The 15,988-nt window shown below is 27.6% G+C and carries 11 protein-coding genes and 1 rRNA gene; 7 read left to right on the top strand and 5 right to left on the bottom strand.

The features are described from left to right. Positions 1-182: 182 nt before the first annotated feature. Entirely contained in the window at positions 183-1,331 is a 1,149-nt protein-coding gene (locus HL033_RS01055) for a trans-sulfuration enzyme family protein (RefSeq protein WP_218194263.1), read from the bottom strand. A gap of 256 nt (positions 1,332-1,587) precedes the next feature. Continuing rightward, on the bottom strand, positions 1,588-1,887 hold the full coding sequence (locus HL033_RS01050; protein ID WP_218194262.1) for a BolA family protein: 300 nt from the start codon (positions 1,885-1,887) through the stop codon (positions 1,588-1,590). A 1,034-nt stretch (positions 1,888-2,921) separates the two neighbouring features. Between HL033_RS01050 and dnaE the strand changes: the two genes are divergently transcribed. The 7 genes from dnaE (at position 2,922) to HL033_RS01015 (ending at position 12,761) form a co-directional block, all read left to right on the top strand. Then, complete coding sequence (dnaE, locus tag HL033_RS01045; RefSeq protein WP_218194261.1) at positions 2,922-6,281, top strand: DNA polymerase III subunit alpha; 3,360 nt, start codon at positions 2,922-2,924, stop codon at positions 6,279-6,281. 484 nt (positions 6,282-6,765) lie between these two features. Next, complete coding sequence (locus HL033_RS01040) at positions 6,766-8,091, top strand: 3-phosphoshikimate 1-carboxyvinyltransferase (RefSeq protein WP_218194260.1); 1,326 nt, start codon at positions 6,766-6,768, stop codon at positions 8,089-8,091. Between the two features lie 263 nt (positions 8,092-8,354). Beyond that, positions 8,355-9,859 (top strand): 16S ribosomal RNA (locus tag HL033_RS01035). A 139-nt stretch (positions 9,860-9,998) separates the two neighbouring features. After that, positions 9,999-10,373: a succinate dehydrogenase, cytochrome b556 subunit gene (gene sdhC, locus HL033_RS01030; protein WP_218194259.1), complete on the top strand. Its 375-nt coding sequence runs from the start codon at positions 9,999-10,001 to the stop codon at positions 10,371-10,373. 9 nt (positions 10,374-10,382) lie between these two features. Further along, the gene (gene sdhD / locus HL033_RS01025) at positions 10,383-10,721 is read left to right on the top strand and encodes a succinate dehydrogenase, hydrophobic membrane anchor protein (protein WP_218194258.1); all 339 of its coding nucleotides are present in this window, start codon (positions 10,383-10,385) and stop codon (positions 10,719-10,721) included. 133 nt (positions 10,722-10,854) lie between these two features. Continuing rightward, positions 10,855-12,144, top strand: coding sequence for a hypothetical protein (locus HL033_RS01020; protein WP_218194257.1), 1,290 nt, complete (start codon positions 10,855-10,857; stop codon positions 12,142-12,144). A gap of 365 nt (positions 12,145-12,509) precedes the next feature. After that, positions 12,510-12,761, top strand: a complete 252-nt coding sequence (locus HL033_RS01015; protein ID WP_218194469.1) for a bifunctional hydroxymethylpyrimidine kinase/phosphomethylpyrimidine kinase — start codon at positions 12,510-12,512, stop codon at positions 12,759-12,761. A 220-nt stretch (positions 12,762-12,981) separates the two neighbouring features. On the opposite strand, the gene thiD is transcribed toward HL033_RS01015, so the two are convergent. The 3 genes from thiD to HL033_RS01000 are packed head-to-tail and all read right to left on the bottom strand — an operon-like array spanning position 12,982 to position 15,525. Continuing rightward, complete coding sequence (thiD, locus tag HL033_RS01010; RefSeq protein ID WP_218194256.1) at positions 12,982-13,782, bottom strand: bifunctional hydroxymethylpyrimidine kinase/phosphomethylpyrimidine kinase; 801 nt, start codon at positions 13,780-13,782, stop codon at positions 12,982-12,984. Then, positions 13,775-14,428 (bottom strand): P-loop NTPase family protein, encoded by a 654-nt coding sequence (locus tag HL033_RS01005; RefSeq protein ID WP_218194255.1) that lies wholly within the window; start codon positions 14,426-14,428, stop codon positions 13,775-13,777. Before HL033_RS01005 ends, thiD begins: the two co-directional genes overlap by 8 nt. Next, positions 14,428-15,525, bottom strand: coding sequence for an AI-2E family transporter (locus HL033_RS01000; protein ID WP_218194254.1), 1,098 nt, complete (start codon positions 15,523-15,525; stop codon positions 14,428-14,430). The genes HL033_RS01005 and HL033_RS01000 overlap by 1 nt, the downstream gene beginning before the upstream one ends. Positions 15,526-15,988 lie beyond the last annotated feature (463 nt).

Genomic DNA, 15,988 nt, shown 5'->3' with positions numbered 1-15,988 from the left:
TGCTTTTAATTATATTGCTAGATGTAAATTTTGCAATTAATTATAAAGTAATATGCTTAGTTACATAAAGTTATTTGTCTAATATTTTTATATTAAAGTAAATTACTTCTAATGTAAAAGATTTAATAATTTTTGCCTGATTTGCATTTATTATAAATATATTCGTTATAATAAATTTTTGCTTATAATTTTGCTAGTGATGATTCTAAATCATGAATTAAATTCTGTGGATCTTCTAATCCACAAAATATTCTCAAGCAACTTTCTTGCGAGTTGTTATGTTTAGGTAAAATCAAGCTAGTACATCCTCCCCATGATGATCCAATGCCGAAATATTTCATGTCACTAAAAGCTGTATTTATTGCATTTTCTGAATATTGTTTATGTAAAATAATATTTAATAATCCTCCTCCACCAGTTGAGCAATATTTTTTCCATATATGATGTTGAGGATGAGATGGTAATGTTGGATAGATGACTTGCTTTATTTTTTGATGTTTTTGTAACCATAAAGCTAGTTTTTTAGCAGTATTCTGACATTGTTCTATGCGTATATGCATTGTCTTTAACCCTCTATATACCAAATAACAATCATCTGGAGATACAAAAACACCAAAATTTTTATAAGTATTGTATAATTTTTGAAAAAGTGCTTTATTGTTTGTTATGATTGCTCCCATTAATACATCTGAATGTCCAGAAAAATATTTTGTGAGTGAATATACTACAATATCAATATTATATTTTAAAGGTTTATAAAGTAAGGGTGCACAGGAATTATCGCAAATGGTAATAATATTGTGCTTTTTTGCTAATTCTACTATAGGAGATATATCTGTTATTGTTAGAGTTGTAGAATTAGGACTTTCTATCATTATTAAAGATGTGTTCTTTTGAATAAGAGGGCTAATATCTTGGACGGGATCATAAAAAGTAACATTTGTTCCATTTTTTAGTAAAACTTCATTTACAAAATTTTTGTATCTAAAATATACGTTGTTTGGAACTAAAATGTGTGCATTATTGCCAGTAAATGTTATACTTAATAAGGTTAAACACATTAATCCGGAAGGATATATTATTGCATATTTGCCTTCTTCAAGTGCAGCAATAGCGTTAGATAAATAGTGACATGTAGGACTGCCAACACTACTATAACTATAGTCCCTGATTATATCATCATGTGAGATATTATATATATTACTGCCAGCTTGAGCATTATAAAATTCTGTGAAATTTGAAAATAGTATTGTAGATGATCTATATATAGGAATGTTCAAAGAACCATAAAAGTTTTTGCTTTTTTTAAATATTGTAGAATCTTTTTCCATTAACTTACTTCTTATAAGTTAGCATTTTTGTAAAAAATAAACTATACATAACATGAATATATTACATTTTGTTAATTTTTAAAATATTATTCATTTGATAATTTGCATATTTTATTTGTGAAAAAATAAAAAAACTATGTGAGAATTTTAGTATCTTTAGATTTTAACTTTATACAGTAAGCTAGTTTTGAAGTTTTTGCAAGGTTGTTTATGATATAAGAGGTAGGTATTTAGTTAATTTTAATAGTGTTTTTAATTACAATTTTGGATTAATTTTCTTTTTTAATTTGGTATATTCTTCTTCTGTATAAGCTGATAAAGAAACTGAATGTATTAATTGTATTTCACTTGCTAAGATGTTATATAATAATTTATGACGTTCTAATTTTTTAATATTTAAAAAGTCGTTGGATATTATTATCAACTTTATATGTGATATAGGGGCAGTAGATATAAATTTATGTCCTATATGTTCTGAAGATTTGTCAATAATTTTTAAATCAATTAAATTGATAGAGGATGCAATCTTTTTTTTTATTATTTGAATGATTCCCATAATATATCAATAATAAAGATTCTTTCTTAACTTATATTGCTTTAAGTATAGCTTGTATATCTTAATAGTATTTTTAATGGTATCAGTTTCTGATTTAAAAAGAAACTTATATATTTAAATAGCAATTTAACTACCTGTTTAATTAATTGCTAATGTGTTTTGCTATTATTTCAATTGTAAATTAATAAATGTGTTAGAAAGGATTATAGATTTTTATGTATAATTGATAATTATTAACAAAAGTAATTTGAGTATAAGAAAGAATCTTTATTATTGATATATTATGGAAATTACTTAGTAATAAAAAAATTGATAAAGTATGGGTTTATTAGCAGTTAATGTATAATTAATAAATATTAGGACTGTGACATTTTTCTAAAAGTATCAATTCCAAATCGGCAAAGTTAATATTATATTACTTTTAAATATATGGCTTAATATTTCCATGTATACCACTAAGTTGATAAGGAGTAATTATTATTTGTAAGTGAAGTTTGAAATCCCTTATAACTAAGTTGGGAAGTTCATGTTAACTGTGTTCTTATTATAATGATTACAAGGATTATACAAGCTGTAAGAAGATAGGTGGTTAATTGAGTACTTATATAAAGATGCTGATGTTACTATAATATTACAAAAAGGCATTATGTTTTAGTTATAAAGGAAGGTATTATACATTTTAAAAGATTGTTACTTTAATATAAAAATTATTATTTATAGTATAGATAAAATGCTATAACTAAAACGTAGTTTATCAAAAAATTTACGTTAATATAAATTAATACATTTAAATTTCTTATATAAACTGAATATGCAATCTAATTTAGAGCTGTATTTTTTTTTGTAATGTAAATTAACGTTATGCTATATGGTTAGTTAATACTAATGAAAAATATTTATTGCGTTGAAAGGATAATGTATTATTAAAATTTTGTGATTAGTGTAATCAATGTAATTTTGGTAATACTTTAATATAAGATGTTTAATAGCAATAAACGAATATGTATTTTTAATTATTAAAACACTTGAATGTTATGTCCCAGTTATTTATTCACTTAAGAGTACATAGTGACTATTCTTTGCTGCAGGGCATGATTAAAGTTGATACTTTAGTTAATTTATGTGTACAACATAATATGCCGGCAGTAGCGTTGACGGATTCAGGAAATTTATTTGGGTCTCTAGAATTTTCTGATTATGCTATGAGAACAGGTGTACAACCTATCATTGGATGTAATGTTATGGTTGAGGATTCCGGTGAAAATATAGGCAATATACTATTATTAGCAAAAAATAATGAAGGATATAGTAATCTTGTTCATCTTATTAGTAATTCATTTAAAAATAACCAATGCAGTAAAATTAATAGAGTTAATATTAAACAATTGCTAAATCTTTGTAATGGGCTTATTGCCCTTACCGGTGGGCATGATGATATTTTATCGCAATTATTATTGGAAAAAAGTGGTAATTTTGGAATTCTTAATGATCTTATATCAGCATTTGATGATAATATCTATATTGAGCTTCAACGCCATAATCTTGAACACCAAAAAAAATTAGAAAAACTTTTTATAGATTTTGCTTATGAGAAAAATATTCCTTTAGTTGCAACAAATGATGTATTTTTTGCTAATAGAGAGGATTTTCAAGCACATGATATATTATCTTGTATAGCTGATGGAGTGTATCTTGTACAAGAAGATAGAAAAAAATTAACACCAGATTATTACTTTAAATCTTCGAAGGAAATGTATGAGTTGTTTTATGATATTCCTGAAGCAGTCCATAATACTGTTATAATAGCACAAAGATGCTCTTTTGCTTTAGAAGTAAGAAAACCTATGCTGCCTCACTTTCCTTGTGCCGATGGAAGAACTGAAGCTGAAGAATTAACTAGTAAGTCGATTGATGGATTAAATTTTCGTTTATGTGGTAAAAATTTTACCCAAGAGCAGAAAAAACAATATTATGATCGATTAATGTATGAATTGGATGTTGTGATATCAATGGATTATTCAGGATATTTTTTAATAGTTGCAGATTTTATTTGTTGGAGTAAAAAGAATAATATACTTGTAGGTCCTGGCAGAGGTTCAGGTGTTGGATCATTAGTAGCTTGGGTTTTACAAATTACAGAACTTGATCCAATTGAATTTGGGTTAATTTTTGAAAGATTTCTTAATCCTGATAGAATATCAATACCTGATTTTGATGTCGATTTTTGCCAAGAAAAAAGAGATCAAGTTATAGAGTATGTGAGACAAAAGTATGGATATGTTGCACATATTATCACATTTGGAAAATTACAAGCAAAAGCAGTACTACGTGATGTTGGTAGAGTGATGCAGATACCTTATGCTCATATTGATAGAATATGTAAAATGATACCACATAATCCTGTAAGTCCTGTTACACTTTCTGAAGCCATAGAAATGGATAAAAATCTACAAAAAGAGCGGGATGATGATCAAACGGTTGCTAAGTTACTTGAAATATCATTAAAATTAGAAGGATTGCATAGACATGCTTCAGTGCATGCTGCTGGTATAGTTATATGTGATCAAGAATTAGAGAATCTAGTACCTTTATATTATGACAAATCTTGTTCTTTGCCTATTACCCAGTATAACATGAAATATATTGAAAAGGCAGGATTGGTAAAGTTTGATTTTTTAGGATTGCGTACTTTAACTGTAATAGATCAAATTTGTAACTTGATTAAAACAAGAGGATCGGAAATTGATATTTCAAATATTCCCCTAGATGATAAAAAAACTTATGAAATGTTATCATTGGGAAATTCTATAGGGGTGTTTCAACTTGAAGGTTCTGGAATGCGTGAAGCAATTAGCAAGCTAAAACCTGATGGAATTAGAGATATTATTGCTATTATTTCTCTATATCGTCCTGGTCCTATGGATAATATTGCACTTTATATACAACGTAAACATGGATTGGAAAAACCAGATTATATACATCCTATGTTAGAAGTAGTACTGAAAGAAACTTTTGGAGTGATAATATATCAAGAACAAGTAATGGAAATAGCTAGAATATTGGCTAATTATACTTTAGGTAGTGCTGATTTATTGAGACGTGCTATGGGGAAGAAAATTAAGGAGGAAATGGATAGTCAAAGGATAATTTTTATTAATGGTGCTATAAGTAATGGTATAGAAGCAGAAAAAGCAAGTTATATATTTGATTTAGTAGCAAAATTTGCTGGATATGGATTTAATAAGTCACATGCTGCTGCATATGCGTTGATTAGTTTTCAAACAGCTTATTTAAAGGCTAATTACACATTGGAATTTTTTGTTGCATCAATGAATTTAGATATCAATAATAAAGACAAATTAGAAATGCTTTGTCAACAAGCTAAGCTTCATGGTATCAATATACTTCCACCTGATATTAATTCTTCGGATGTGTTTTTTTCAATTGAAGGAAAATCTATAAGATATGGTATTGGAGCATTGAAAAATGTAGGACAATTAGCAGCAAAAGAAATTATTCCTCAAACTAAATATGAAAATATATGGCATTTTATTGATAATATACAGTCTAATGTAGCACATAAGAGAATGTTGATAAGCATTATACAATCTGGTGCATTAGATTCCATACATTCTAATAGAAGGCAGCTTTTTGAATCTTTAGAAATTTTACTTAATGTAATTGGAAGTAATAAGCGTAGTGTTAATTTTGATCAATTTATCTTATTTAGCAATAGCAGTATTAATAAATTAATAGAGGTAGAAGACTGGACTGATGAGGAAAAAATCAATCAAGAGTTTTATGCGATAGGGTTTTATTTGCGTTATCATCCTATGAGTAATTATGAAGGTATTTTAGAAAAATTTGGTATACATTTCATTGGAAAATTTAAAGGAGATTCTATTTATAATGTAAAAAAGGTTGCTGGGATTATTTCCAATGTGCATATTAAATCAACTAATAAGGAAAAATTTGCAGTTATTAGATTATCTGATCCTTATAATATTAATGAAGTAGCTTTTTATAATCGTAGTGTTATAGAGAAGAATAGGGATTTATTTAATGGTGGTGTATCAGTTATTATTGATATGGAGTATCATATAAGTAAGAATCGACTAATTGGAAAAAATATATTTGATTTTAAAGAATATCTTACTGTAGCAACGAAAAATATGAAAAGTATTGTTATACATGTTAATGATGATATTGTCCCGCAATCACTATCTTATCTATTAAAGGATCATGGCAATACAAAAGTTTTTATAAAATTACATTTAGCACACAGTGAGATAATGATTGAGTTACCGGAATTATTTGTTATTACTCCTGCCATTTTTATTGAAGTTTTAAACTTTACATGGGTAAGTAGTATCACTATTAATGATGAAATATAGTTTATTACTATTCTATAAAAATAATTTTTACTTATTTAAAAGGTAGTTATATGAAAAAATATTCTACTTTTAAAGTATTTATTTTTTAGGTAAAATTATTAAATAAGCAAAAAATCTAATCTATATTATTAATTTAATGTATATGTTTTAGTTTTTGATTTGGTACGGTAAGTAAAACTGATATAGTTTTTTTTATTTTCAAGTATAAATAATATCGTTATTGTTGTGATATAAAATAATATCGTTATTGTTGTGATATATGGTATTACATATTTTTTTGAATATCATAGCATTTCTTAACAATATTAGTTGTGTAATGACTAAAGTTTTTTAGATGTCATAAGTATGTGCAAATGTAGTGAAGAGGCTATTATAATTCTAGATGAAGTATTTAATTATGTTATTAAAGCTATGAAATGTTTGTTATATTATGTATTTATGAATTATTTTATGGATTCATGTTTAACATAATTAGTTTACGTATATGAAGAGTAAGAAAAAAGCTATATCCTATAAAGTTTCCTCTATTAATGGTGTTGCAAATATTTCTGGAGATAAATTTATATCTTGTGCAGCCTTAGTATTGGCATCGCAAATGATAGGTGTTACAAGAATTTATGGAATATCAATATGTGAAGATGTTATGCATATGAGTAGGGCTCTAAATTTATTAGGAGTTGAAATCTTTTATGAAAAAAGTGGTGTTTATTTAGTAAAAGGTGTTGGAATTAGTGGATTGATGCGTCCTAAAAATGCATTATATGTAGGTAATTCTATGACTATAACATATATGTTACTTGGTCTGTTGTCTACATATTCCTTTAAATCTTTTTTTTATGGATCTGATAAATTATGTTTAGCATCAATAAGTGATATTATAGAGCCTTTATTGTTAATAGGAAGTAATTTTGTTAATGCTAATTTACCGATAATTCTTGTTGGTTCTGAAGATAGCATTCCTGTGAATTATACAGTAAATAGTTTATCACATAAAATAAAGACAGCTATGTTATTTGCGGGGTTAAATATATCTGGTATTAATATAATTACTGAAAAAATTTTAACAAAAAATCATGTGGAATTATTCTTGCAATATTTAAATGCTGATATAACTGTTAGCTTTGTTAATAATGTTAATATTATTAAATTACAAGGACAAAAGGAGTTATTTGCTAGGGATATATATATACCATCAGATACTTCTTTAGCGGCATTTATAGTTGCTGCTGCATTGATAATAGAGAATTCAGAAGTTATTATTCGTAATGTTACGATAAATAATAAAGTAGGATTTTGCAAAGTTTTAATTAGTATGGGAGCTAATATTACTTTAATAAATAAAAAAAAAGGTGTTATTGGTGAGTATGTCGCAGATCTTCTTGTAAAGGCAAGTTGCTTACACGGTGGAGTAATATTAGCAGATGAATTATCGTCTATTATTGATGAGTATCCAATTATTAGTATTATTGCTGCGTATATCAATGGTATTACTACTATACATGGTATATCTGTATTGGATATAGAAGAGAAAAATAGGTTAGATACAGTTGTTTATGAATTGAATAAATGTGGTGGAAATGCAGAAATGACAGATAATCAATTAATAATTTATGGATCTGGTGGTAATATTTATGGCGGTAATGTAGTTAATGTGAATTCTGATGATAAAATTGCAATGTCTTTTTTAATATTGGGAATGGTCTCTATAAAGCCAATTACAATAAACGATGTAGAATGTGTAAATAGTAATTACAGTGATTTTATTAGTATAATAAATAAATTGGGTGGAAAGATACAATATATAAAATAGTTCTTTTATGATTAATATTAAAAAATATATTGACACATGATTAATAGTACTGGATACTGTAGCTTATTATATATATTAAACACCAATTAATAGTGTATTTTTTGGTGCAGTTGCTTGATTAGTTAAAAAGAGTAAAAAATATAGAATAGAAGTAAAGGCGGCGGTACATATTAAGCTAATTTATTTTTTCATGTACTGAAGCTAATACATTTTTTAGTTTTTGTTTTGCATGAGTACAGCCATAGTTTTAATTATGGTTAATCAAACTTGAGAGTTTGATCCTGGCTCAGAACGAACGCTAGCGGCAAGCTTAACACATGCAAGTCGAACGAATTGTAGCTGTAGTTTACTATGGGTACAGTTAGTGGCAGACGGGTGAGTAATGCATAGGAATCTGCCTAGTAGTATGGAATAGCTGTTAGAAATGACAGGTAATACCGTATAATCCCTGCGGGGGAAAGATTTATCGCTATTAGATGAGCCTATGTTAGATTAGCTAGTTGGTAAGGTAATGGCTTACCAAGGCTATGATCTATAGCTGGTCTGAGAGGACGATCAGCCACACTGGAACTGAGATACGGTCCAGACTCCTACGGGAGGCAGCAGTGGGGAATATTGGACAATGGGCGCAAGCCTGATCCAGCTATGCCGCATGAGTGAAGAAGGCCTTAGGGTTGTAAAACTCTTTCAGCAGGGAAGATAATGACGGTACCTGCAGAAGAAGTCCCGGCAAACTCCGTGCCAGCAGCCGCGGTAATACGGAGGGGGCAAGCGTTGTTCGGAATTATTGGGCGTAAAGGGCATGTAGGCGGTTTAATAAGTTAAAAGTGAAATACCAGGGCTTAACCTTGGAGCTGCTTTTAATACTATTTAAACTAGAGATCGAGAGAGGATAGTGGAATTCCTAGTGTAGAGGTGAAATTCGTAGATATTAGGAGGAACACCAGTGGCGAAGGCGACTATCTGGCTCAGTTCTGACGCTGAGGTGCGAAAGCGTGGGGAGCAAACAGGATTAGATACCCTGGTAGTCCACGCTGTAAACTATGAGTGCTAAATGTGGGGATATTTTATCTCTGTATTGTAGCTAACGCGTTAAGCACTCCGCCTGGGGACTACGGTCGCAAGACTAAAACTCAAAGGAATTGACGGGGACCCGCACAAGCGGTGGAGCATGTGGTTTAATTCGATGCAACGCGAAAAACCTTACCACTTTTTGACATGAAGGTCGTATCTTTTTTAACCGGAAGAGTCAGTTTGGCTGGACCTTACACAGGTGCTGCATGGCTGTCGTCAGCTCGTGTCGTGAGATGTTGGGTTAAGTCCCGCAACGAGCGTAACCCTTGTCCTTAGTTGCCAACAGGTAATGCTGGGAACTCTAAGGAAACTGCCAGTGATAAACTGGAGGAAGGTGAGGATGATGTCAAGTCAGCACGGCCCTTATAAGGTGGGCTACACACGTGCTACAATGGTAACTACAATAGGTTGCAAGATCGCAAGATTGAGCTAATCCATAAAAGTTATCTCAGTTCGGATTGTTCTCTGTAACTCGAGAGCATGAAGCCGGAATCGCTAGTAATCGTGGATCAGCATGCCACGGTGAATACGTTCTCGGGTCTTGTACACACTGCCCGTCATGCCCTGGAAATTGGTTTAACTCGAAGCTGGTGAGCTAACCGTAAGGAGGCAGCCATTTAAGGTTGGGTCAGTGACTAGGGTGAAGTCGTAACAAGGTAGCTGTAGGTGAACCTGCGGCTGGATTACCTCCTTTTAGGCTTTTGATTTAAGTTATTATTTTTTAGTAATGACTTAATGAAATTGTTCCGCCGTCTTTATTTCTATTTTATTATTGTTTTATATAGCAGATTTATCTGTAGTTATTTCTATAAAATTTATAATTGTTAATTACAATGAAAATTAGACCTTTATCTCCTCATTTGCAGATTTATAAATTAGGGATAGCTTATTTATCAATTACTCATAGATTTACTGGTGTATTTTTATTTATAGGATTGATAGTTTTTTTTTGGATGTTTATAATTTTTGCATTTGTGCCAGGATTATTTATTAATCTAATTAATTTGTTCCCTATATGGTTAATTAAAGTGGTTTGTGTTTCATGGAGTGTTAGTTTTTATTATCATTATTTAAATGGTATTAGGCATTTAATGTGGGATTTAAACATGGGAGTAAATAAATTATCAGCTACAATGAGTGGGTTCGTGGTTATTATATTATCTGTAGTACTATCTTTAATATCTTGTTTTACTATATTTAATTTATAATATATTTGTATGATAAGTAAATCAGTATGTCATTGGTTAATACAGAGGATTACCGCTGTTATTATGTTACCGTTGCCATTGTTTTTACCTACTGTATTTAGTATGTGTATTTATCCAATGGAACGTATACGTGAATTAATTTTAATACACCCTATAAAATTTATATTGATCGCATTTTTACTTTGTATAGCTTTTTATCATTCTATGCTAGGGATAATAGTTATTTTAGAAGATTATGTTTCATCTACAAAACTGAGAGCAATAATTATTATTATCATGAGAATTATTTTTATGATAACATTGCTGTTATTTATAGGAGCAATTGTAGGTTGCTTTCTTATGACATAGGGTTATTTATATATCATTTGTATTAAAGAATGCTAATAATTTATTTAGTTGGATTTATTGATATTTATAAATAATCTTATTAATTTATTAATAATTTTTTTATATGATAATATTTTAAAATAATGTAATAGTTGTGTTAAGTAATTTAAAAAGATCTTTCAAAAATGGTGCTGCTTTTTTTATAGAAAAGGCTTCTAAATTTTCTTTTAATCTGAAATCAATAGGCAATAGATTAAGTCCTATAAATATTATAGCAAATCTTAATCCTGATTTTGGACAAAAAAGATATGTTATAATTCCTGGTTCAAAATCACAGGTTATTTTTAAACAACAACCCTGTAATTATGTACCTGATGATTTTTTTAAAAAAAGTACAGGTGACATGTTTATTGATAAGAATAACTTAGTTTATAATAATAAAAAATATCCAATTATACAATTACAAGATGATTATGGTAATGATATTTATGATTTAAATGGTAATGCGTTATTTGCAATTAATACTAATAATCAAAAAAAGGTATTTAAGGATTTACATATAAATAATTATGTCAAAAATACAATACCAGTTATTGCTTGTAAAGATAATATTCCTGTACAAGTGAAATCTCGTAATGGGATGGTAATGAAACAAATGAAAGATGTAGAATTAAATCCCTTTTCTATTCGTATTAAAAATTTAGAATCAAATACTACAAATTGGATATTAACATTGCCATTGATACCATTATATTTATTTGGTGATGTTATTAGATTTTCTTTGGGTATAGTTGAAGGGCTACTGAAACATGTTAGTAATTTTTTTACTAAATGTGCTGATGGTTTAGAGAAAAAAATAGATTCTGAACTTATTGGTAGAAGTACAGGAGCTTTATTAAATACTAAATCTAATAATGGATTAATAATTGTTGCATCTGTTTTTAGATTTATAAGTTTAGTAACTGCAGGATTGATGATATTTACTAAAAACGTAAAAGATATAGGCGAAACTACATGTAAAGTTGGAAATACATTTCTTAATGCTATGTATAATGCTGATGATTTACAGGGAAAAGCAGGTGTTGCTGTACTAAAAAAAGTATCTGGTAATTGCATTTCTGATATCAGCAATGAAGCGAAACAATGTTTTAATAATTATAAGTTATATAAATTTAGATTTTCTCAAGATGGCAAAGGTTTACAGGCGTTTAAAAATACAATGGAAAATCACAATGAGAAAAATGATGAAAAAGTTACTCAACAAAAAAATCGTGAATCTGTAGTGAACCAAAATGTAAAGCAGAGGATTAGTGCTAAAGATAAAGAAGAAATCAAGAGAGTAGGCAAGTCTTTATCAGAATATAAAGTGTTGTATGGAGCATCAGAAGATTTACGTAATTATTCAAATCAACTTAATACTTCTACTTCACAGCAAACAAGGTAAATGATATGATGTTGTTTTTATATTACTAGAATTTATATTTTATTATCAAATTGCACATTTTAGTTTTTATTTTGTGTTAATTATATAGTTATGGCATGAACTATTGTATTATCATGCTTTATCAGAATGACTTTTGTTAAAAATTAATTTTTAATTAAGCAAATATGTATTTATATGATAGCATGATATTTTTTTTATTAAAGTTAAGTTTTATTATTGAAAATTTTTTATAAAAAACTCACATCTGTATGATTAAATTATTGCAGGATTTTTAGCTATATAGTACATATAAATTTATACTTATTGTAAATTTTCATAATTATAGAAAATTACCTTGGTGTTTATCATATATATAAACTAGTTTAATTAATACATTAGAAGATATCATTAATGCAAGTAAAATTATTGCATCATTTGGAGTAAAAAATGTTTTAATTAAAGGTGGTCACTTACCTAATAAATTAATCAATAATATAGTACTTACAGAAAATAATGAAATATTTAATTTTCAACATTTAAGAATTTTCAAAGGCAATTTACACGGTACAGGTTGTACACTATCATCAGCTATTGCAAGCTTTATGTCACAAAAATTATCCATCATAGATGTATATTGAGACTATGGAGAAAGACAGTAGCTTAAACTTATGAATGATGTAATATTATAACTATATAAATTAAAATGGGTTTCTCATTATAAACATGTATAAGCTATTGATAATTTTAATATTATTAAATTATATTAATTATATTTTTAATTTTAATGTCCAGGGGAAGTAAAAGTAACGTGCATAAAACTTAGTGTTACATTTTTAGTAAGATATAAATAATTTTAGGTTACTTTGTTATATTATAATTATGGAATACGGGATTAAAACCATTTCCTATTCTAGGGATGACATTTATAGTTTTGATAAGATAATCTATAGAACGTTGAATACTTTCTTTAATGGATAATTTTTGTGACATAAAGCTTGCAATAGCTGATGATAGTGTACAACCTGTACCGTGTAAATTGCCTTTGAAAATTCTTAAATGTTGAAAATTAAATATTTCATTATTTTCTGTAAGTACTATATTATTGATTAATTTATTAGGTAAGTGACCACCTTTAATTAAAACATTTTTTACTCCAAATGATGCAATAATTTTACTTGCATTAATGATATCTTCTAATGTATTAATTTTTTTGTTAATTATAGTTTCTGCTTCTTGTATATTTGGGGTGATTAGTGTTATTTTTGGAAATAAAATTTTTATCAAAGAATCAACAGTATTATGTTCTACAAGATTAAAACCTGAAGTTGAAATCATAACTGGGTCAAAAATAATAGGAATATTTTTTGTGATAGATGCTGCAACTTCTTTTATAGTATTATAATTAGGTAACATACCAATTTTAATTGCATCTATTTCTATATCGGACATAATGGCGTTTATTTGTTCACTAATTATGTTGGGAGGAATGTTATGTATAGCGTGTATTTTTAGTGTGTTTTGTACAGTTACAGATGTTATACAACTTGCTGCATAGCATCCAAGCATTGTAATAGTTTTAATGTCTGCTTGAATACCTGCTCCACCGCTTGAATCTGATCCTGCTATAGTTAAAACTTTGCCTTTATATTGATTATGCATTTTTTTTGATTATCCATTTTATAAATGAAATAGTAATACCATTTATTTTATTAGAAAGCTCCTTATCAATGCAGCTGACTATATTGCGTAAATTTTTAAAAGAGCGTTCTGTGTTATTTAAAATATAGTTTATTATTTTTAGATTGATATGTAATTGATGATCTGTAAATAATTTTATTAGCATTATTTTTAATAGCTCTTCATTAGGATTTGCTAAACCTCCGCTGATAGCTGATAATATGCGTGATTTTAAATCTTTCAAGTTGCAGTTTAGTGATTTTGGTGATATAGAAGAAGTCATAAGTAATAGTTTATTGTTTTCTCTAGCATAATTATAACAATGTAAAATCCAAGGTTCGTCTTTAATTTTATCTATATCTTCAATTATAAAAGCATTGCTATTATGTATTATATGCATTGTTTTAGCTATGGGTTCTTGATTGATAAAAGATGCGTTTTTTAATTTTTGCCATATATGTGCAAGGTGCGTTTTTCCAGATCCTGATTTACCGTATAAAATAAAGCAGTTCCAATCATAGTTCATTAATATGTTATATGTGTATTTATTTTGATCTAGCAGTATATAATCATGATACTGATATGATTTGCTATATGGTAAGTCAAATAGCTTAAGTTGTTTATACATTATATTCCATTATGAAAATCACTTTTTATGTATCTTTGTATAATAGATTGTACAAATACACCTACTATAGCTGTAATGGGAATCGATAATAATACTCCAATGAATCCAATATACGTGTGACATATTATCATGCCAATTATTAGCCATATAGGATGTAAATCTATTTTTTTACCAATTAATAATGGTGTAATAATATTAGATTCAATACATTGTCCAATAATAAAAATGCATAGAATAATTCCAGATGTTATCCAATTATTTGTATGAAATATGTTTATACATATACTTATAATAGCACATACTGATGACCCAAAATATGGTATAAAAGTCATAATTCCTGATATGAGACCCATCACTAGAGAGTACTTTGTATCTAAAATAACAAAGCATATGTAATAGTAGATGAACATAATACAGCATACACTTATTTGTCCTCGAATGTATGATGCAATAATATTATCTACTTTTCGAATAAAAGATTCTATGTTTTCTTTATGTATAACAGGTGTTAAGTTATAGAAATTTTTTATTATGAATGGCCAATTACATAATATATAAAATGTAAGTAGCAATACTACAAAGATCATAACTATTATATAACTTATATTTATTCCTGAGTGAATAGTATAGCTTAATATACTGTTAAAATTTTGTAATAAATTGCCAAATATTGTTATAAGGGGTTTTATGTTTCCATTATTTAATAAGTCTTGATGTGAATTAGTAAGCAATTGTATGATTTTTGTAATGTCGTTATTATCAAGGAAGTTGTATGTTTTAATAATAGATTGTAAATTATGAGTGTTACTTAATGGCATTTTTTCTACGAAAAATTTTATAAGCTCAATAGTTTGTGAACATATTATTGGTATAAATATAATTAAGAAAATTATCATTATACTAATAGATGTAGTTATAATTATAAATGCAGATAGTGCTCTAGGTAGTTTTATGAACTCTAGTTTATTAACCAATGGATTAAGCAGATACGCTATCATAAATGCTGTACAACATGGTATAATTACTGGTCTGACAATAAATAAGATAGCTACTATACATAATACATAAAGTAAGTAATTAATAGATTTGTTATTCATTGGTTATCATATACCTTAGCTATGTTATAATCTGCATTTATAATATCCTGTAAATATTGTACAGCAATTATTAGGTTAATTTTAATAAATTATTGTGTAATGTGCTACTTAATATATAAGCTTTTGTGGATTGTACTAAATAATCAGTATTTGTATAAAAGAATAATTAATCAAGTGTTTCATATTTATTATCATGTACCCTAGTTATGCTATAATTTACAATTTTTATTGTTTCAAAAAATATTGTTAATTATTTTAATAAAATAATGTAAGTTGAAATGATAATTAAATTTAAATGGATCACAAAAAATGTATGCAATTATTTTATTTAAATGAAATATTGTATACATTTTATATGCTATCTCTACTGATTGGGTATATAGATTATTAATTTTTATAGAATTCACTTATTATGTATTAAGCGTATGTATTCAAAGCTAAAGGTTACTGTATAATATGTTGT

Origin of the sequence: Neoehrlichia mikurensis (assembly GCF_019186785.1) — a bacterium.
GTDB lineage: Bacteria > Pseudomonadota > Alphaproteobacteria > Rickettsiales > Anaplasmataceae > Neoehrlichia > Neoehrlichia mikurensis.
The sequence above is the reverse complement of the archived record's forward strand: the minus strand, read 5'-3'. Positions and strand labels throughout refer to the sequence as shown.

Coding starts and splice junctions, on each gene's coding strand:
- HL033_RS01055 (WP_218194263.1), bottom strand. CDS start 1,331: ATGGAAAAAGATTCTACAATATTTAAAAAAAGCAAAAACTTTTATGGT.
- HL033_RS01050 (WP_218194262.1), bottom strand. CDS start 1,887: ATGGGAATCATTCAAATAATAAAAAAAAAGATTGCATCCTCTATCAAT.
- dnaE (WP_218194261.1), top strand. CDS start 2,922: ATGTCCCAGTTATTTATTCACTTAAGAGTACATAGTGACTATTCTTTG.
- HL033_RS01040 (WP_218194260.1), top strand. CDS start 6,766: ATGAAGAGTAAGAAAAAAGCTATATCCTATAAAGTTTCCTCTATTAAT.
- sdhC (WP_218194259.1), top strand. CDS start 9,999: ATGAAAATTAGACCTTTATCTCCTCATTTGCAGATTTATAAATTAGGG.
- sdhD (WP_218194258.1), top strand. CDS start 10,383: ATGATAAGTAAATCAGTATGTCATTGGTTAATACAGAGGATTACCGCT.
- thiD (WP_218194256.1), bottom strand. CDS start 13,782: ATGCATAATCAATATAAAGGCAAAGTTTTAACTATAGCAGGATCAGAT.
- HL033_RS01005 (WP_218194255.1), bottom strand. CDS start 14,428: ATGTATAAACAACTTAAGCTATTTGACTTACCATATAGCAAATCATAT.
- HL033_RS01000 (WP_218194254.1), bottom strand. CDS start 15,525: ATGAATAACAAATCTATTAATTACTTACTTTATGTATTATGTATAGTA.